We start from the raw sequence: 19,060 nt of genomic DNA on the forward strand, positions 1-19,060 counted from the left end.
ATTCTTTTCAAAAGGCTCTTTTCTAAAAGATTATTGCTTCTGGGTTATTTTGTAATTTGACTCCAATAACTAGGCTGTTAGATAAGATTGGCGTTAGTCTAGTTTTCTTTTACTTTTCAAACATATTTCGTCCTCTCCTCTCATACACCTATATTGTATAACTATATGCATTTGAAAGGAGGAGAAGGGCATGAGTCAATCGAAGCTGCGTTTCTCCATTGAGGAGTCTGTTTGGCTTAAGAAAGGACAGGAAGTAGCTGAAGTCTTGTCGATGTCATTAGATCCAGAGATTAGTATAACCGAAGAAGCCAATCAGGTTTGTATCAAGGGAGCTCTTATTCTTTGCGGGAAATATTGTACAGAAAACAAAGATGATAATCAAACAGGTGATCATCCGTTTTCAGATGGTGCTTCATACCGTTCTCTTACACAGTTAAATGTTTCAGGTGACGGGGTAACGGAACTAGTACATCGCTTCCCTGTGGACATTACGATTCCTTCTTACCGAGTAGAAGATTCCAGCCAGGTAAAAGTTGAAGTGGAGTCCTTTGAATATGAGCTTCCAAATTCAACTTGCATCGAGATTTCAGCATCAATTTGTATTTATGGAATAAAAGATGAAAAACAACGTCAAGATAATCAACCTAATGAAGAGTTCAGTTTTAATCATTTTCACCCGGAAGAAGCAGAAATTCGTGCAGTTCATCCAGAAGAGAAGTCTGACATTTTTACACCTTTTCAATTTGAAGCGAGGCAGACACCTATGAATTCTAATCAGCAGAATGAACTTAAATCAAATTTTGAAAAAGAAATATTGGAAGTACGCGCTGAAAAGAAAACTGCTTTTGAATTTAAACCTCAATTTGAAGCCACTGACGACACAACTATGGATGCAACATTTGATACATTAAAATCGATTGCCTTTTCTAATGAAGATGTAAGAAACACAGACGACGATGATGAAGATGCAGGTGCAGATGCAGCATATGAATTAGTGGATGAATATTCAGAACAGCCACGAGATGAAGAAAGTTTGCAGCACGATCAGTATGAAAGTTATGAACATTCAAATGAACAGCCTGAACATTCCTATCCTTCTTATCAAAATCCATACCAGTATCAAACAAACGGATATGAACCTTATCCAGAGCAGCAAGCTCAAGAACCTCAATATAATCAAGTTTATCATCCGCAATCGAACTCTTATACGGGTTATAATCCGCAAAATTATGTACAGAGACCATACAATGAACCGTCATATGGGGAACAGGAATATCAAGAAGAATCTGCTTATGAAGAACAGAATTTCCATCAGACAGATGAGAATCATCATAATCAATACGTGTATGATGAACACACAGAAGAATATGAACAAGACTCCGAACAATATGAATCAGCACAATACGAAGCAGTCTCAGCAAATAACCGGGAGGAAGAACCTAGGAATGAGAATGCTTTATATTTAACCAAAATGTTATCGGGGAATGATGATAATTTCTCAAGAATGAAAATGTATATTTTGCAGCGCGGTGATTCACTGGAGCATATTTGTGAGAGATATGATATTTCATTAAATACACTCATGCGTATGAATAAGATTCAACAAGAAGAATTATGTGAAGGACAAATTATTTATATCCCTGTCAGTTCACGTTAAAAATGGGGTGTAACTATGGGGATCATTAACCTCCTGGAAAATGAGTATGAATTATATGGTGTAAGGTGGAAAGAAGAACCTCATGTGATCTTTACTGATTTTGGGGATAAGCGGCTTCGCTATTGGTCTGAGGAACAATTGTTAGAATGGCATGTTAAATGGCGTGATGAGTCTTCAAAAGGCTCTAGCGCCGTGCCTGATCGCATGATCCGCACACGAGACGGAGGAAATGCAGTATTTGATGGAAAACATTGGGTTACTCTTCATGATACTGCAGACATTCCGTTCGGCTGTGAGGAGGTAGGCAGATGGGGACAATTTATAGGGCATTTGCTAGCTGCTTCGATCAAATACGAAAATGTCCCTTGTACTATTGATGGAGAACCAGCTTTGGATTATGAAAAATGTCTGGAAAAGCTAGAACTTTATGCCGAAGGGAATTTCCATAGTTTAAACATTAGTATTGCTGAAGCTAAAAAACGTATTCATTTTGCTGAAGTTCTATACAAAAAGACAGTTCGGACACCAAGACCAATTTTAGAAAAAGAGATTAGTATTATAAATGGAAAAAGAATCTTTCACTTTTTATTCTATGAAGGTGGTGATTCCAAACCGATTAGAGGTTATTTGCCAATTCGTAATTTCATGTTAGAGTGGCTTTTGCAAACATCTCCTTTGTCTATGAAGATGCTGCTCGATGAGATTCATTCCGTGTTTTCCTTAAGTGATGACCAGGGTTTGCTGTTGTTAGCTGAAATAACTATGCCATGGGAGCTGAAAGATTGCATTAATTTTTTGGATAACAGTTCTTTAGAAAAAATGGTCGATGGAATGAACAAATATGAAAAATTATGGGAAGATAACCGATTATTACTCAAAACAGTAACCGAGTGGTATGAAGATACCAGAAGGAAGGTGGCCCTATGACAACGGAAAGAGAAACATTAAATTACGGGCCCGTCCTTTTTCATTATGATCTGTTTCCTGAAAAACTAGAACGGCATGGAAAAGTAATGAAGGTCATAACGAAAAGGGGTACTTTTGCACTTAAAGAAGCTGAAATGAGCGAAGAAGAACGAAACTGGTTCACCCATGTAATCCAACGTTTATCCGAAATCGGCTTTCATCAAGTTGTTCCATTATATCCGACTAAATTTGGAGATTATACGGTCCAGCTTGGATCAAAAACGTATTATTTAATGCCGTGGTTCGCATCAGACGATAGGAACGAAAAAGGAAAAGAGGAAGTTCTTTTAGATCAAATTGGGAAAATACATGCATTAACACTAAAAGAACAAGAATTTTCTAATGAGGTAGTAGAGCATTCTTTTCAATTTTTAATGAATAGATGGGAAAACAGACAATTTGAAATGGAGAGATTTACAGAGGAAGCAGAACAAAAAGTGTATATGTCTCCTTTTGAATTAACGTATTTAAGTCATTTTCACCAGATTATGAGGATGACAGAAGAAGCAAAGCGAAGATTAAAAGAATGGTATGATACTTGCCAGCGCGAAAAAAGATATAGAAGTGTGCTATGTCATGGTAAGGTATCAAGAAATCACTTGATTTTTAATCCAACAGGTGAAGGTCACCTGTTAAATTTTGAAAAAGCCGTACTAGATACGCCAGTTAGAGATTTAGCCGTTTATTTTAGAAGAGCCGTTCACCAGCGTGAATGGACAAAGGAACATGGAAAGCAATTATTGGATATTTATGAAAAGCATGTTCCTCTATTGAATGAAGAGCGAGGATTATTCATTAGTTATTTATCTTATCCTGAACCGGTTTTCAATGCGGTTGATCTTTATTATTATAAACGGAACCAATTTTCTCAAATAGAATTGGTTCACAGGCTGGAAAAAAGAATACGAGCGATGAAAAATATCCGCGATTTTTGCGAATTGATCATGCAAGCTCCTCCACCGCCATTGGAAATAGGTAATGCACCAACTAAAATTCATATAAATGATGAAGATCACATATAGAATTTTATATGTGATCTTTCTTGTTCATCATAAAATTTCATAGGTAAAACAAAAATGTAAGGCAACAATAATCAATAAGATAAAAAAATCGATCCCTGAAGGAAACAGCAATGTACGTATAGATTGAAAGATAATCAGCGGTACAGTGAGCTGTGCAATGGCATTTTTTATAGTGAAGAACCAGCCTGGAAAGCGGGCTTTCCGAAAGTATCTACGTGACAATAAGAAGCCCTCCCCTTCCTATTTTTTTTAGTTTATGCGCGATGACTGGTGTTCGTGAAAAGACGGGCTAACGCTTTTTGATGTACGTACATAGAATAACTTTTACAAGAAACGGTTATGCTATTGACGAGAAATATACATGTTGTATAAAATATAGTCAGAATCCATATTGTTGCGTAGATAGGGAATAGTACAATTTCGACGCCTTTTAGAGAGAGGGATCATTAGCTGAAAGATTCCTTAAGGATTGTTGTTTGGAAGTCGCCCTTGAGCATCTTCTTTGAACGATGAGTAGAAGAAGACGGTCCAACCGTTATAAATGAAGTGTACAGAAAGCCTATTTGTGTTTTTCTGTAAATTAAGGTGGTACCGCGGAAAGTCCTTTCGTCCTTTATAAGACGTAAGGGCTTTTTTGTTTTTCTAAATAATTGAAGGAGGAGAAAGAAATGACAAACGAACAAAAAGAACTAACAATGCCTACTAAATACGACCCAAAAGCAACCGAAGAAAATCGTTATGATTTCTGGGTAAAAGGAAAGTTTTTTGAGGCGAAAGGGGAAAAAGATAAGCAGCCGTATACGATTGTAATCCCGCCGCCTAACGTAACAGGAAAACTGCACTTAGGTCATGCATGGGATACAACGCTTCAAGATATTTTAACGCGTACTAAAAGAATGCAAGGATATGATGTTTTGTGGCTTCCTGGAATGGACCATGCTGGTATAGCCACTCAAGCAAAGGTAGAAGGAAAGCTTCGTGAGGAAGGTGTTTCACGCTATGATCTCGGCCGTGAGAAGTTCCTTGAAAAATCTTGGGAATGGAAGGAAGAATATGCTGATTTTATTCGTCAGCAGTGGTCAAAACTTGGTCTCGGATTAGATTACTCACGAGAACGTTTTACATTAGATGAGGGTCTGTCTGAAGCGGTTAATGAAGTGTTTGTATCACTATACGAAAAAGGTTTGATCTATCGCGGGGAATATATAATCAACTGGGATCCACAAACCAAAACAGCTCTTTCTGATATTGAAGTTATCCATCAAGATGTTCAAGGTGCTTTTTATCATATGAAATACCCGCTTGCCGATGGTTCTGGTGTTATTGAAGTAGCGACTACTCGTCCAGAAACAATGCTTGGGGACACTGCGATCGCTGTTCATCCTAAAGATGAGCGCTATCAGCATCTAATCGGAAAAAAAGCAATTTTGCCGATCGTTGGACGTGAGATTGAAATCGTTGGCGATGATTATGTTGACAAGGAATTTGGTTCAGGAGCTGTAAAGATTACACCTGCTCACGATCCTAATGATTTTGAAATCGGAAACAGACACAATCTTGAACGTATCTTGGTTATGGATGAAGGCGGAAAGATGAACGAAAATGCGGGTGCATACCAAGGCATGGATCGTTTTGAATGCCGTAAACAAATCGTTAAAGATCTTCAGGAGCAAGGTGTACTGTTCAAGATCGAAGAGCATTTGCATTCAGTAGGACACTCTGAAAGAAGCGGTGCAGTTGTTGAGCCATACCTTTCTACACAATGGTTTATTAAGATGAAACCTTTAGCAGAAGAAGCGATTAAACTTCAAAAAGGTGAAGATAAAGTTAATTTTGTTCCAGATCGGTTTGAAAACACATATATGCGCTGGATCGAAAATATTCGCGACTGGTGTATTTCCCGCCAGCTATGGTGGGGTCACCGTATTCCAGCTTGGCATCATAAAGAAACAGGTGAAATATATGTTGGCAAGACAGAACCTAATGACCCTGAAAATTGGGAGCAGGATATAGATGTATTAGATACTTGGTTTTCTTCGGCTCTTTGGCCATTTTCTACAATGGGCTGGCCTGATGAAAAATCAGAAGACTTCAAACGCTACTTCCCTGGCAGCGTACTTGTAACAGGGTACGATATTATTACATTCTGGGTTTCAAGAATGATCTTCCAATCACTTGAGTTTACTAACCAGAAGCCGTTTAATGATGTTTTGATCCACGGCCTTGTTCGTGATTCAGATGGTCGAAAGATGAGTAAGTCTCTAGGAAATGGTGTCGATCCTATGGATGTGATAGAAAAATACGGAGCAGATGCATTACGGTTTTTCTTATCTACTGGAAGTTCACCAGGAAACGATCTTCGCTTTTACTGGGAGAAGGTTGAATCTACTTGGAATTTCGCCAATAAAATATGGAATGCATCTCGTTTTGCGCTAATGAACATGGATGGCATGAAATATGAAGAAATCGATTTAAGCGGTGAAAAATCACTAGCTGATCAATGGATTCTAACCCGCCTGAATGAGACGGTTGAAGATATTACTCGATTAATTGATGCATATGAGTTTGGCGAAGTTGGCCGCCTCCTTTATAACTTTATTTGGGATGACTTGTGTGACTGGTATATTGAAATGGCGAAACTTCCTTTATACGGCGAAGATGAAGGTGCAAAGAAAACAACGCGTTCAGTACTCGCTTACGTACTTGATCAAACATTAAGAATGCTTCATCCTTTCATGCCATTTATTACAGAAGAAATCTGGCAGCATCTTCCTCATGAAGGGGAATCAATCACGATCGCTTCATGGCCGGTGAAAAAAGATGACTTGCATTTCCCGGAAGCTGCAAAAGAATTTGCGTTAGTGACAGAAGTGATTCGTTCTGTTCGTAATACACGATCTGAAATGAACGTTGCACCAAGTAAGCCGATTGAACTGCAGATCAAACCTAAAAATAAAGAAATTCTCAATGCTTTAGAAAAGAACCGTCACTATTTGATTCGTTTCTGTAATCCGAGTGAACTTTTAATCTCGGATGAGATCTCTGCCCCGGAAAAAAGCATGAGTACTGTTTTAACAGGCTTAGAAATGTACCTTCCGCTTGAAGGCTTATTAAATATCGATGAAGAGATTAAGCGACTTGAAAAAGAAGCAGAAAAGTACGCGAAAGAAGTAGAGCGTGTACAGAAAAAGTTAAGCAATGAAGGCTTTATGAAAAAAGCTCCTGAAAAAGTTATTGCTGAAGAACGTGCAAAACAAAATGACTATCAAGAAAAAATGGATAACGTTCTAGCACGAATTAAAGAACTTCAAAGCTGATTTTAAACAACATTGGAGGCGGATCCTTTAATAGCAGTGTTCGCTTCTTTTTGCACTCTTTACACAAGGAAAGGCGGAAAGATGTTGAAATCATATAACGAAGCGTTGACATGGATTCATAGTTTATTAAAATTTGGTATTAAACCCGGTTTGAAAAGAGTGGAATGGCTACTTGAAAGAACAGGCAACCCAGAAAATAAATTAAAGTGCATACATGTTGCAGGTACAAATGGCAAAGGCTCAACAGTTGCTTATTTACGAAGTATGTTCAATACAGCCGGTTACAGTGCTGGTACATTTACTTCACCATATTTGATCTCGTTTAACGAGAGAATTTCAATGGATGGAAATCCGATTGAAGAAGATGAGTTATTACGTTTTGCTAGATTATTAAAACCCCTTGTAGAGGAAGTTTCTCAAACCTCATTAGGAAGTCCCACAGAATTTGAAGTCATTACCGTGATATCCTTGCTGTATTTTGCAGAAAAAAAGCCAGACATCGTCATCTATGAAGTTGGTTTAGGCGGGTTGTATGACTCTACTAACGTTATAACGCCAATCTTAAGTCTAATAACAAATATAGGTTTTGATCATATGGGCATTTTAGGTGACACACTGGAAGAAATAGCTTTTCAAAAAGCAGGGATTATTAAAGAGGAAGTTCCTGTTATTTCAACAGTCGATCAGGATCTTGCAGTAAAAGTAATAAAGAAAAAGGCAAAAGACATGAACGCTGAGTCATTCTTTGCTGGAATCGATTTCTCATCTGAACATAAGGGAAGTTTATTGAGCGGAGAAAAGTTCGTATTTCATGGCATGCGAGGAAATAAGCTTGAACTTGAAATCAGTATGAAGGGTCATCACCAAGTAAAAAATGCTGGGCTTGCTTTGGCTGCTGTTGAATTTTTGAGCCAGGAAAATATGTATCATTTTACTTATGATCAAATAAAAGATGGGATTATGAAAGCTTTTTGGGCTGGAAGATTTGAAAAAGCAGCGTGTTCGCCCGATATAATATTAGACGGTGCACATAATCTGCAAGGAATACAGGCTCTTAGACAAACCTTACAGCAGCATTATACAAATAAAAACATTTATCTCTTATTTGCTGCCTTACATGATAAAGAATATAAGACGATGATGAAAGAGCTAGAAGATATTGTAAAGGGAGCCTATTTCACTAGTTTTGATTTTCCTAGAGCGGCTTCTGCCGAGATGCTTTTGGCTGAAAGTCCGTTTCAAAATGCCCAAGCAATCGAACCTTGGAAGGAAGCTCTATCAGAAGCAAAAGTACATCTTAAAGATGAAGATGTATTGATAATAACTGGATCTCTTTATTTTATTTCCGAAGTAAGAAAAACATTTTCAAAAATCTGAATAACATTTATTGTAATTTTTTGAACTTTTGATAAAATAAAAAGATAATAGTTTTGTACTAGTAAAAAAGATTCACATACCGTTGAGAACAACTCTATTTTAAGGAAAGGAGACATGAAGGAAATGAAAGCAAGAAAACAAATATATTTAATATTTGCATGGGTATTGCTGTTTCCATTAGCTTTTTGGTCTGCCAATCACATGGATGCTAATCAAACGGCGTTAAATTTAGTCGATCTTGCTCTTATTACATTTTTAGTTGTTATCGTTTCCTTGTTTCCTTTAAGAGTTTTAGATACTACCATTTCATTGATGCAAGGGATTACATTAGCTGTATTTCTTTACTACGGATTGGTTGCTGAATTGATTGTAACTTTACTGGGTACATTAGCTATGTTTATTGGCATGAAAATAAACTGGATTAAGGAATATTTTAGAGTACTCGCAAACACCTTAATGTTTGCATGGATTACGATTATTGCAGCCAGTGTTTTTTATATGCTGGGCGGAGAAACGGGACCTTTTCCTAAAGACGGTTCCATTCATTTAGTGCCTATCATCGGCTATTTCGTTATTAGTATTGCACTAAATCATATATCTGTTTATTTTATGCGCACTATCCTTTATGAACAAAAATGTGCATTCTTTGATCGTGATTTATGGTGGGATTTATTATCAGAAGTACTTGTTTTACCGGTTGGATTAATGTTGTATCTGCTTTATTCACAAATGGGACAGCCCGCCATTTTTTATGTTGGACTGCCGTTCCTATCACTTTCTATCATTATTAATCTTTTTCATTCGAGTAAACAGATTAATGATTCCCTTCAAAAGGCAAGTGAGATTGGACAGCAGCTATCAGAACATTTAAAAGTGAACGATATACTAGATATCTTTATTGAAAAATTAATTGCCTTTATGCCTGTTGATTTCGCTTTTATATATGATGCAGATTCAGGAGAACATTTACAAATTATTCGGAAATACGAGAGTGAAGAAGGAATCCTCACTGCTGTCCCAATAAGAAAGCACGAAGCGATCAGCGGAAGAGTTTGGTCAACCGGAAATAGCATTCAGTATAATTCGATTAAGTCGTGGTTCAAAATATCTGAACTTTTTTTTCAAGGAAAAGCTGAATCTGTTGTTTCTGTGCCTATGATACGCAATCAAAAAATTGTAGGAATCATTACATTTGCTTCTAAAAATAAACGTTCCTACCAAAAACATCACCTTATTATTTTAGAGATTCTGGCTAACTATTTAGCTGTAGCGATTGATAATGCCAGAAACTATGAATCTACAAAATTAAAAAGTGAACAATGTTCATTAACTGGATTATATAATTATCGCTTTTTTGAGGATTTGTTAACAAGTATGTATAATCGCCGTGAATATTTTAAAAAGCCTTTCTCGGTCATACTGCTTGATATTGATCATTTTAAATCAGTTAATGACTCCTATGGTCACCAAAGCGGGAATGAAGTGCTCATTCTTCTTGCTAAGAGACTGGAAGAATTTATGGGGAATAGAGGAACTGTTGCCAGGTATGGCGGTGAAGAATTTATCATACTTCTGCCAGAAGCTAATGAAAAAGACTGTTTTGATATAGCAGAACAGCTTCGTTTCTTTATTTCAGATACAGCTTTTGAGGTTAACAATGACTTAACTGACAAGCTTAGACATCATATTTACATAACAGCAAGTATTGGAATTGCTACTGCTCCCCATCAAGGAGAAGATCCGTTGACACTGATCAGAAATGCAGATCGTGCCATGTATACGGGCGCAAAACAGCAAGGCCGAAATAAGGTTGCGGCATATACAGGCTAAAAATCAAGATCTCGAATTTACCATTCGAGGTCTTTTTGTTTGGCTGTTTTTTTAAGGTTGTTGTTTTAATTCTTGAAGAAAACAGCATTTTTATATCACATATGTTTCATTTTGGCTCATTTCTAAAAGATTGTTGCTTTTTAATCTTATTTTATTTTCTTCTAAGACTTTTGGTTGAAGTGGAAGGTGTTAGACTACGAATGTGGCTCAACGGCTGCCCTGCGGAAAGCGAGCAGCTGAAACGGAAATCAACTACTTTCAAAAGCAGCAATGAATACGAAAACAGCCTTCATTTTAAACCGTTTTTCTAGTTCTATTAAAAATAAAAAAGCATAAAATTTAGTAGATGCTAGAGAGGAGAGGATTTAAATGAAACAAGAGATATCGATTCTGATAAATGGTAAGGAACAAACATATAAGCAGAGTATTAGTGATGAAAAAACAGTATTAAATCTGGAAAAGGAAGAAGTGGCAGCAGCGTTAGAAGAAGCAGCCATTGAGGACTATAAAGTGTTAAGTGTTCCTTTAAGAAAAAAAGACATCCTATTTAATAAGAAAAAAAAGACCCTTATTAATCGGAAAAAACCAGGTTTCACTTTTCAAAATAATAGCAATCCATTTTCGAAACAGATAATAGCAGCAATAATGGCGGCAGTTGTAACGGGAACAGCATTAGGGATACTCGTCCTGATGGTATTTTCAACAGATGTTACAGAGGCAGGCACAAGCAAGGCGATGCCAGCAGAAGTACAAAAAGCTGAACCTGCAAAATCCACAAATAAAATGGCGGAAATGCCTGCAATAAAGCTAGAATTATCTGCCTTGCAAGCAGGGGTGTTTTCTTCTGCAAAAACAGCAGAGGATGCAGTAGAGTCTATAGAAGAGAAAGGATTTTCTGCAAGTATTCTACCGATCGATGAAGGGAAGTACTCTGTATTGATCGGAATTGGAAATAAAAAAAGTCAATTAGAAGAGTTTAAAACAGATTATGAAAAGAAAACGGAAGAAAAACCATTATATAAAACATTTTCTTTTGCTTTTAAAGAGTTAAAATCTCCTGAGGGTGTGGATGCTACTTATTTTACGAACGGTAATATCCTTCTTCAAAATGTTTTAACGCTTTCTCAAATGCCAAAAAATAATGAATCAATGATGGCTCGTACGCTAGAAGAATTTAACAAATGGAAAGAACACGGGAAAAGCCAGAAAGAAAATTTTGGAAAAGAAACTTCAAAAGCTGCTTCTGATTATGAAAAGCAATTAGAAGGGGCATTTTTGGCACTGAAAGAAGGTAAAAAGGGTGAAATGAATTGGGCATTCCAGCAAAAAGCAATGGATAGCTTTCAATCTTATCAAAAGCTGCTGAATACGCTGAAATAAAAAAACGAAAGTGCAGAGAAGAAAAACGTTCTTTGCACTTTTTTAATTTGAATGGATTTCGAGAAATTTGTCAAAATGAGTCATTGTTTCTTTTTATTTGCCCACATAAAAACCAGTATTATGCCGAAAAACTAATAGAAGTAAGTTTTTGACGCAGTTTGTCTATTTTTTACAAGTTTGTTATTGTGAAACTGTACAAACATCAATGAATGAATTGAAAGGTGATTACATGAAACACCTCATTTTAGCCTCTTCTTCACCTCGAAGATCTGAACTTCTGTCATTAACGCTTCTTCCATTTGAAATCTATCCAAGTACACTTGAAGAAAAAATGGATTTAACTCTTTCTCCTAGTCGGCTGGTAGAATCACTCGCTGAACAAAAAGCTGCCGATGTCTTCCAATCTCACCCGAACCATGTCATCTTGGGTGCTGATACGATTGTGTCTTTTCAAAACAACCGACTTGGGAAACCTCAGAATAAAGAAGAAGCAGTTCAAATGCTAAACTTGCTGTCTGGGCAAACACATGAAGTTTATACAGGTGTTTGTATTATGGACAAAAACCAAAAGCAGCTATTTTCAGTTAAAACAAGTGTAACGTTCTATACGCTAGATGAGGAAATAATCTCATGGTATATCGGAACAAATGAACCATTCGATAAAGCGGGAAGTTATGGCATACAAGGTTCAGGGTCTTTGCTCGTAGAAAAGTTGGATGGAGATTACTTTAATGTTGTAGGGTTGCCGATTTCGAAAGTGGTTAGAGTACTGCAGGATTTCGGATTTTCTTTCACCGGGTCAGTCACGAAGACTGAAAATTGAGGGAGGAACGTAAGTGGTAACAAAACCGCTTATGATTAGAGACTATCCAATTCAGGAAAGACCGAGAGAAAGGATGCTTCAAGAGGGTCCGGATTCTCTCTCCAATTATGAACTATTAGCAATTCTGTTAAGAACTGGAACAAAACAAATGTCGGCCATTCAATTATCACACCACATCATTCAGCATTTTGAAGGGTTGAGACAATTAAAGGATGCTACAATCGGGGAACTTAAAGAAATTAGCGGTATCGGACCAGCAAAAGCAGTTGAATTAATTGCTGCGATAGAAATTGGCAAACGGATAAGCCGTTTGCAATTTGAAGAAAGATATACGATAAGGTCCCCCGAAGATGGTGCCAGGTATTTGATGGATGAAATGAGGTTTCTGCACCAGGAACATTTTGTGTGTTTATATTTAAACACTAAAAACCAAGTGCTGTATAAGAAAACCGTTTTTATAGGCAGCCTGAATACTTCAATTGTACATCCGAGAGAAGTGTTTAAGGAAAGCTTGAAACGTTCGAGTGCATCGATCATTTGTTTTCATAATCATCCGAGCGGAGACCCGGCTCCGAGCAGGGAAGATATTGAAGTGACAAAGAGATTAGTAGAGTGTGGAAAAATGCTTGGAATCGAAGTGCTGGACCATATTATTATTGGTGATCAAAAATACGTAAGTTTAAAGGAAAAAGGATATGTTTAACATTGTCTTTTGATTCTTTTATAGCGTATAATCAAACTTATGAGTTTTGCTTGATGAAAGGAGTTTACATAAATGTTTGGTGGATTTTCAAGAGATTTAGGAATTGATTTAGGAACTGCAAACACACTTGTTTACGTGAAGGGCAAGGGTGTTGTTGTGCGTGAACCTTCCGTTGTTGCGTTGCGTACTGACACAGGTTCAATTGAAGCGGTAGGTAATGCTGCTAAAAATATGATTGGTCGTACTCCTGGTAATATTGTTGCCGTTAGACCAATGAAAGACGGAGTAATTGCTGATTTTGAAACAACAGCAACTATGATGAAATATTTTATTCAGCAAGCACAAAAGAACCGTTCTGTATTTGCTCGTAAGCCATACGTAATGGTTTGTGTGCCATCTGGAATTACTGCTGTAGAAAAACGTGCGGTTGAGGATGCAACAAAACAAGCTGGTGCTCGTGAAGCATATACAATTGAAGAGCCGTTTGCTGCTGCAATCGGTGCAGATCTTCCTGTTTGGGAACCAACTGGAAGTATGGTCGTTGATATTGGTGGAGGAACTACAGAAGTTGCCATCATTTCTCTTGGCGGAATTGTAACTAGCCAGTCAATCCGCATCGCAGGTGACGAAATGGATGATGCGATCATCGCTTACATTAAAAAGACTTATAACTTAATGATTGGTGAAAGAACGGCAGAAACACTTAAGCTTGATATTGGATCTGCTGGAGATCCAGACGGTATTGAAGACATGGATATTCGCGGTAGAGATTTATTGACAGGGCTTCCAAAAACGATTACGATTACGGCGGAAGAAGTTTCCAGTGCGCTGCGCGATACGGTAAACAGCATTATGGATGCTGTTAAAGTTACCCTTGAAAAAACTCCCCCAGAACTTGCGGCTGATATTATGGATCGCGGTATCGTTCTTACAGGTGGTGGAGCTTTATTAAGAAACTTGGATAAAGTCATCAGTGATGAAACTAAGATGCCTGTTATCGTTGCAGAAAACGCGTTGGATTGTGTAGCAGTTGGAACTGGCCGTGCGCTTGAAAACCTGCACCTTTTCAAATCAAAAGCTGGTATTACTTCTAGATCTAAATCCAAGTAAGTAAGTAGGTGTAATTTTCATGCCACATTTTTTTTCGAATAAACGGCTTATCATTCTACTGGTAAGTATTATTATTCTAGTAGCATTGATTGGTTTTTCGATGAAAAAAAGAGAAAGCCTAACCTTACCTGAACAATTTTTAAAAGATTCTGCAGGTCTAGCACAAACAATTTTCTATAAACCCGCTAATACAATAGCGGGTTTCTTTGAGAATTTATCAGAAATGAAACAGCTTTATAAAGAAAATCAACTTTTAAAAGCAAGGCTAGATGAATATGCAAAACTATACGTTCAGTATGAGGCTGTAAAAAAGACAAATGATACATTAAAAGCGCAGTTGGACAAAGAAGAAGATTTAAACGATTATAAAGTACGTGAAGCTACAGTGATCGGCCGTTCTCCAGACCAGTGGAATAAATTTATTTATATCAATAAAGGTGAAAAAGACGGAATTAAACCAAACATGGCAGTGATATCGCCCCAAGGTTTTATAGGGAAAATTACGAATGTTTCTCTATTTCAGTCAACTGTTCAGCTAATCAGTGACAATGATCGCACGAATCGCTTTTCAGCAATTGTTCAAGGAGAACAAAATATTTTCGGCACAATTGAGGGATATGATCCTAAACGTCAGGCACTGATGTTTAAGAAAATTAAAGTTGATGCGAAAATTAAAAAAGGACAAAAAGTCATTACTTCGGGCCTTGGTGATGTGTTCCCCCCTAATTTACTAATTGGGGAAGTAATCGATACAGAACCAGATGAAGTAGGACTAACACAAACAGCCTATTTAAAGCCATCCGCAAATTTGTATGATTTGGATCATGTGATGATACTTGAAAGAGAAATGCCAGCTGTTGATGAGAGTTTAAAAGAAAAGGAGGAAGAATGATGAAAAAAATCCTTCTTCCTTTTCTTATCTATTTAGCTTTTATCAGTGAAAGTTCGCTTGTTCAAGCCTTTTTGCCTCAGGATCCCAGTATGGACTGGCAGATCATACCTCGATTTTCAATGGTTATGATTTTATTTATTGCCATGTATTTAAATACAACATACGGCCTTCTATACGGGTTGGGTTTTGGTCTACTGACTGATCTTCTTTATACAGATATCATAGGTGTCTATCTATTTTCGATGGCTGCTACAGCCTATATCACTTCTATATTTGCGAGGTATCTTTTTGGAAATCTGATTGTCACCATATTCCTATCCATCATCGGGGTATCCATTTTGGAGTTTTTTGTGTATGGATTAAACAGTCTGATTGGAATAAGCAATCAGCCTATCGATCTCTTTCTATATAAAAGATTGCTCCCTACCCTCATCTTAAATGGTTTGTTTGCGATACTGATTTATTATCCATACGTAAAGCAACTTAACCACATCAAAGAAACTTTAAAAGAAAACTAACTTCATCAAAGAGGATTTTAGATCTGTCTATCGAATGTTAGTACGTTGAGGTGAACAATGGGAATGGCACAAAAACTGCAGCACAACGTAACAATAAAAGGTACAAAAGACGGCCTCATCTTATTGTTGGATGATACATGTTCCTTTGAAAAGATTATTGAGGAGCTCTTTGATAAATTAACCGCTGATAGTGGACAGCTGCTTAATGGTCCGGTGATTTCTGTCAAAGTAAAGACAGGAAACCGGTATATCACAGCTGAACAAGAAAAACAATTACGGGAAGTTTTAAAAAACAAAGAGAACTTAATCATAAATAGAATTGAATCTGATGTCATCACAAAAACAGAAGCTGAGGAATTAAGAAAAGACGCTCAAGTTGTTACAGTCTCAAAGATAGTCAGATCCGGGCAAGTACTTGAGATTCAAGGTGATTTGCTGTTAATTGGGGATGTGAACCCTGGCGGAACTGTGATGGCTACGGGTAACATTTATATTCTCGGCACATTAAAAGGCATCGCTCATTCTGGGAGCAAAGGCAACGAAGATACAATAATTGCTGCATCTGTAATGAAGCCTTCGCAGCTAAGAATCGCAAATCATATTAACCGAGCACCAGACTCTTATCCGGATTTCGGAAATGAGATGGAGTTTGCTTACATATCTGTAGAAGAAGAACAGATTCGTATAGACCGAATCAGTGCTGTTCACAGGATTAAACCGCTGTTGAACAGTTTGGTATAGAAAGGGGAATGACGCATGGGAGAAGCAATTGTCATAACGTCTGGTAAAGGTGGAGTCGGTAAAACGACGACCTCTGCTAATTTAGGCACCGCCTTAGCTCTTTCTGGTAAGAAGGTATGTTTAGTAGATACGGATATTGGTCTACGGAATCTAGACGTACTAATGGGACTTGAAAACAGGATCATTTATGATTTAGTTGATGTCGCAGAAGAGCGCTGCAAGCTTAATCAAGCATTAATAAAGGACAAGCGTTTCGAATGTTTGTACCTTCTACCCGCTGCTCAAACAAAAGACAAATCTTCTATTCAGCCAGAACAAGTAAAGAAAATTGTTCAGGAATTGAAGCAAGACTATGATTATGTCATTATTGATTGTCCTGCGGGGATCGAACAAGGTTTCAAAAATGCGGTTGCCGGGGCTGATAAAGCAATTGTTGTAACAAATCCAGAAATATCTTCTGTTCGCGATGCTGATCGTATTATTGGCTTATTAGAACAAGAAGAAGTTGAAGCACCTAAACTAATCGTTAACAGACTTCGTAATCATTTAGCTAAGAGCGGTGATATGCTGGAGGTTGACGAAATCGTTTCAGTTCTGTCGATTGAACTTTTAGGTGTAGTCATAGATGATGAGAATGTTATCAAAGCAGCGAACAAAGGAGAACCTGTTGCTATGCAGCCGGACTCTAAAGCGTCGATTGCTTATCGTAATATTGCAAGAAGAATTTTAGGCGAATCCGTTCCATTATTATCATTGGAAGAAGAAAAGGGATTTTTCGGTAAAATTAAAACATTATTAGGGATGAAGTAAGAAAGCAGTGGTTAGTTGCCACTGTTTTTTTTGTTGATTCATAAGCGGCGAATCTCTTCGTCAATATCATTTTCTCGATGCTCATGTAGGATTAACTATGCTCATGCGGTTACTCGTCGGAATTCTGTACATACATGTAAGCTTTCCATGCTTCGTAACTTTCACTTCCTCGACCTTCTTGCTTCTGAATCAACAAACTAATTTCTATTTTCTATACTGTTTTGATGTGTCATTTTCATTTTCTATCATATATGCAGCGGACAAGTCATAGGATGTACATATATGAGAAAAATGGAGGAACGGTTATGAAAAATAGAGCTGATGAGATTCGAAAGAAATACGGTAATTTTTCGAAAAATCCAAATGTAAATGAAAAGAGCCCTTTATTTAGCAGAGATCAAAATGAAAAATCTCATCCTCTATTAAACCGTCATGCCCTTATCATGCAAGTCATGTTTTCTATAATATTATTTTTAATTGTAGGTATTATCTTCAAAAATACTGGAGAACAAACTGCAAAGGCACAAAGCTATATCCGTCACGTTTATGAAGATGAATTTCATTTCGCAGCTGCAAAAGATTGGTATGAAAAACAATTTGGTAAACCTCTTGCACTTTTACCAAAGGATAAGATATTGAAGAAAACAGATAAAGAAGAGGTACGAGAAGTCTATGCCTCTCCTGCCAACGGAAAAGTATATGAAACGTTTAAAGCCAACGGAAAAGGAATTTGGGTTAAAACGGGAAAAAGCGAATCTGTTGAAACAGCAAAGGACGGCTATATCATATTTGCTGGTAAAAAAGAAGGCTTAGGATACACGGTTATCATTCAGCACTCGGATGAACAGGAATCATGGTATGGAGACTTAAAGGAAATCGATAAATCAATCAAGCTCTATAATTATGTGGATAGCGGAACTGAACTTGGAAAAGTATCTGATTATGAAGGAGGAAAAGCCGGGAAATTTTATTTTGCATTAAAAAAAGACAAAAACTTTATTGATCCGAGCAAGGTGGTTCCATTTGATTAAACTTTTAATTGAATTTATCCGAAAAATAAAGATTAATCCAGCCTTTTGGGTCGTAATTATGGGAGCTGTATTTACAGGGCACTTCAGGGAGATTATCATTTGGTTTTTCGTAGTTCTCATTCATGAGATGGGTCATTTCGCCGGAGCCCATCTTTTTAAATGGAGAATTTCCCGAATTGATTTACTTCCATTTGGCGGTGCAGCTGTAGTTGAGGAGCATGGAACGAGACCATTCTTTGAGGAGGTATGGGTAGCTGTACTTGGTCCTCTGCAGCATGTGTGGCTTGTTGGTATTTCCTTTCTTCTTTATCAATTCCATTTCGTAACTTATGAGGACTTTTATTGGTTCTTGACATTAAATTTCACTTTGTTTTTATTTAACCTGCTGCCAATTTGGCCATTAGACGGAGGGAAGATCGTTTTTGCGATATGCGCAAAATATATGCCTTTTAAATATGCACAAAAAAAATTCTTAATCGGATCAGCTTGTATTTTTATAGTAGCCGCTGGCTGGGAGCTATTTATTCAGCCGAACCATTTAAATTTGTGGGTCATTTGTCTATTTTTAATAGTAGCGCACATCTTAGAATGGAGACGGCAGCATTATGTTTTTATTCGCTTTTTATTGAGCAGAAATACACAATCTCCCCCAAAAAGAAAAAGTACAATTCTTGTGTCTCCCTCAATTCCAATATCTAAAGTTACTCATCTATTTATGAAAGAGTTTACACATGAAATCATCGTAAAAAAAACACGCCCTGTTGTTATACAAGAAAAAGACTTGTTGGAAGCTTTCTTTCACTTGCCTTCAACAGAATGTGCAATTGGAAAGTTTTTTCGTTAAAATAAAGTTAGATGGTAAACGAACAGGGAGATGTGAAAA

The 19,060-nt window shown here is 37.2% G+C and carries 17 protein-coding genes and 1 other annotated feature; of the genes, 16 read left to right on the plus strand and 1 reads right to left on the minus strand.

The window, feature by feature from the left end:
• Positions 1–190: 190 nt before the first annotated feature.
• The 3 genes from RGB74_RS06185 to ysxE are packed head-to-tail and all read left to right on the plus strand — an operon-like array spanning position 191 to position 3,645.
• Positions 191–1,657 carry a LysM peptidoglycan-binding domain-containing protein gene (locus RGB74_RS06185; RefSeq protein WP_310762119.1) on the plus strand — a complete coding sequence of 489 codons (1,467 nt, stop codon included), beginning with the start codon at positions 191–193 and terminating at the stop codon, positions 1,655–1,657.
• Between the two features lie 15 nt (positions 1,658–1,672).
• On the plus strand, positions 1,673–2,584 hold the full coding sequence (locus RGB74_RS06190) for a hypothetical protein (RefSeq protein ID WP_310762120.1): 912 nt from the start codon (positions 1,673–1,675) through the stop codon (positions 2,582–2,584).
• Positions 2,581–3,645 carry a spore coat protein YsxE gene (ysxE, locus tag RGB74_RS06195; protein ID WP_310762121.1) on the plus strand — a complete coding sequence of 355 codons (1,065 nt, stop codon included), beginning with the start codon at positions 2,581–2,583 and terminating at the stop codon, positions 3,643–3,645. The genes RGB74_RS06190 and ysxE overlap by 4 nt, the downstream gene beginning before the upstream one ends.
• Before the next feature lie 27 nt (positions 3,646–3,672).
• Here ysxE and RGB74_RS06200 read toward each other — a convergent pair whose 3' ends face one another.
• Positions 3,673–3,867: a hypothetical protein gene (locus RGB74_RS06200; RefSeq protein WP_310762122.1), complete on the minus strand. Its 195-nt coding sequence runs from the start codon at positions 3,865–3,867 to the stop codon at positions 3,673–3,675.
• Positions 3,868–4,035: 168 nt separating this feature from the next.
• Positions 4,036–4,262: a binding site (T-box leader), on the plus strand.
• Positions 4,263–4,313: 51 nt separating this feature from the next.
• Between RGB74_RS06200 and RGB74_RS06205 the strand changes: the two genes are divergently transcribed.
• The 13 genes from RGB74_RS06205 to RGB74_RS06265 all read left to right on the plus strand — a co-directional run bounded on the left by RGB74_RS06205 (position 4,314) and on the right by RGB74_RS06265 (position 19,021).
• The gene (locus RGB74_RS06205) at positions 4,314–6,962 is read left to right on the plus strand and encodes a valine--tRNA ligase (protein WP_310762123.1); all 2,649 of its coding nucleotides are present in this window, start codon (positions 4,314–4,316) and stop codon (positions 6,960–6,962) included.
• Positions 6,963–7,043: 81 nt separating this feature from the next.
• Positions 7,044–8,339 (plus strand): bifunctional folylpolyglutamate synthase/dihydrofolate synthase, encoded by a 1,296-nt coding sequence (locus tag RGB74_RS06210; protein WP_310762124.1) that lies wholly within the window; start codon positions 7,044–7,046, stop codon positions 8,337–8,339.
• Between the two features lie 123 nt (positions 8,340–8,462).
• On the plus strand, positions 8,463–10,169 hold the full coding sequence (locus RGB74_RS06215; protein ID WP_310762125.1) for a sensor domain-containing diguanylate cyclase: 1,707 nt from the start codon (positions 8,463–8,465) through the stop codon (positions 10,167–10,169).
• Between the two features lie 369 nt (positions 10,170–10,538).
• Positions 10,539–11,549: a hypothetical protein gene (locus RGB74_RS06220; RefSeq protein WP_310762126.1), complete on the plus strand. Its 1,011-nt coding sequence runs from the start codon at positions 10,539–10,541 to the stop codon at positions 11,547–11,549.
• A gap of 229 nt (positions 11,550–11,778) precedes the next feature.
• The gene (locus tag RGB74_RS06225) at positions 11,779–12,372 is read left to right on the plus strand and encodes a Maf family protein (protein WP_310762127.1); all 594 of its coding nucleotides are present in this window, start codon (positions 11,779–11,781) and stop codon (positions 12,370–12,372) included.
• A 31-nt stretch (positions 12,373–12,403) separates the two neighbouring features.
• Positions 12,404–13,075, plus strand: a complete 672-nt coding sequence (gene radC, locus RGB74_RS06230) for a RadC family protein (protein WP_310762807.1) — start codon at positions 12,404–12,406, stop codon at positions 13,073–13,075.
• A 72-nt stretch (positions 13,076–13,147) separates the two neighbouring features.
• The gene (locus RGB74_RS06235; protein ID WP_310762128.1) at positions 13,148–14,185 is read left to right on the plus strand and encodes a rod shape-determining protein; all 1,038 of its coding nucleotides are present in this window, start codon (positions 13,148–13,150) and stop codon (positions 14,183–14,185) included.
• Positions 14,186–14,204: 19 nt separating this feature from the next.
• Complete coding sequence (gene mreC / locus RGB74_RS06240; RefSeq protein ID WP_310762129.1) at positions 14,205–15,077, plus strand: rod shape-determining protein MreC; 873 nt, start codon at positions 14,205–14,207, stop codon at positions 15,075–15,077.
• The gene (gene mreD, locus RGB74_RS06245; protein ID WP_310762130.1) at positions 15,077–15,595 is read left to right on the plus strand and encodes a rod shape-determining protein MreD; all 519 of its coding nucleotides are present in this window, start codon (positions 15,077–15,079) and stop codon (positions 15,593–15,595) included. The genes mreC and mreD overlap by 1 nt, the downstream gene beginning before the upstream one ends.
• A gap of 63 nt (positions 15,596–15,658) precedes the next feature.
• The gene (minC, locus tag RGB74_RS06250) at positions 15,659–16,336 is read left to right on the plus strand and encodes a septum site-determining protein MinC (protein WP_310762131.1); all 678 of its coding nucleotides are present in this window, start codon (positions 15,659–15,661) and stop codon (positions 16,334–16,336) included.
• A 15-nt stretch (positions 16,337–16,351) separates the two neighbouring features.
• Entirely contained in the window at positions 16,352–17,146 is a 795-nt protein-coding gene (gene minD, locus RGB74_RS06255) for a septum site-determining protein MinD (RefSeq protein WP_310259273.1), read from the plus strand.
• A gap of 305 nt (positions 17,147–17,451) precedes the next feature.
• A complete protein-coding gene (locus tag RGB74_RS06260) occupies positions 17,452–18,177 on the plus strand; it encodes a M23 family metallopeptidase (protein WP_310762132.1) in 726 nt (241 codons plus the stop codon).
• Positions 18,170–19,021, plus strand: a complete 852-nt coding sequence (locus tag RGB74_RS06265; protein WP_310762133.1) for a M50 family metallopeptidase — start codon at positions 18,170–18,172, stop codon at positions 19,019–19,021. Before RGB74_RS06260 ends, RGB74_RS06265 begins: the two co-directional genes overlap by 8 nt.
• The last annotated feature ends 39 nt before the right edge of the window (positions 19,022–19,060 follow it).

It is taken from the genome of Bacillus sp. NEB1478, assembly GCF_031582965.1.
Taxonomy (GTDB): domain Bacteria; phylum Bacillota; class Bacilli; order Bacillales; family Fictibacillaceae; genus Fictibacillus.

Excerpts from the sequence above, each read along its gene's own strand:
- minD (WP_310259273.1), top strand. The coding sequence starts at position 16,352 with ATGGGAGAAGCAATTGTCATAACGTCTGGTAAAGGTGGAGTCGGTAAA.
- RGB74_RS06185 (WP_310762119.1), top strand. The coding sequence starts at position 191 with ATGAGTCAATCGAAGCTGCGTTTCTCCATTGAGGAGTCTGTTTGGCTT.
- RGB74_RS06260 (WP_310762132.1), top strand. The coding sequence starts at position 17,452 with ATGAAAAATAGAGCTGATGAGATTCGAAAGAAATACGGTAATTTTTCG.
- radC (WP_310762807.1), top strand. The coding sequence starts at position 12,404 with ATGATTAGAGACTATCCAATTCAGGAAAGACCGAGAGAAAGGATGCTT.
- mreD (WP_310762130.1), top strand. The coding sequence starts at position 15,077 with ATGAAAAAAATCCTTCTTCCTTTTCTTATCTATTTAGCTTTTATCAGT.
- RGB74_RS06215 (WP_310762125.1), top strand. The coding sequence starts at position 8,463 with ATGAAAGCAAGAAAACAAATATATTTAATATTTGCATGGGTATTGCTG.
- RGB74_RS06220 (WP_310762126.1), top strand. The coding sequence starts at position 10,539 with ATGAAACAAGAGATATCGATTCTGATAAATGGTAAGGAACAAACATAT.
- RGB74_RS06235 (WP_310762128.1), top strand. The coding sequence starts at position 13,148 with ATGTTTGGTGGATTTTCAAGAGATTTAGGAATTGATTTAGGAACTGCA.
- RGB74_RS06205 (WP_310762123.1), top strand. The coding sequence starts at position 4,314 with ATGACAAACGAACAAAAAGAACTAACAATGCCTACTAAATACGACCCA.
- minC (WP_310762131.1), top strand. The coding sequence starts at position 15,659 with ATGGCACAAAAACTGCAGCACAACGTAACAATAAAAGGTACAAAAGAC.
- RGB74_RS06210 (WP_310762124.1), top strand. The coding sequence starts at position 7,044 with ATGTTGAAATCATATAACGAAGCGTTGACATGGATTCATAGTTTATTA.
- mreC (WP_310762129.1), top strand. The coding sequence starts at position 14,205 with ATGCCACATTTTTTTTCGAATAAACGGCTTATCATTCTACTGGTAAGT.
- RGB74_RS06190 (WP_310762120.1), top strand. The coding sequence starts at position 1,673 with ATGGGGATCATTAACCTCCTGGAAAATGAGTATGAATTATATGGTGTA.
- RGB74_RS06225 (WP_310762127.1), top strand. The coding sequence starts at position 11,779 with ATGAAACACCTCATTTTAGCCTCTTCTTCACCTCGAAGATCTGAACTT.
- ysxE (WP_310762121.1), top strand. The coding sequence starts at position 2,581 with ATGACAACGGAAAGAGAAACATTAAATTACGGGCCCGTCCTTTTTCAT.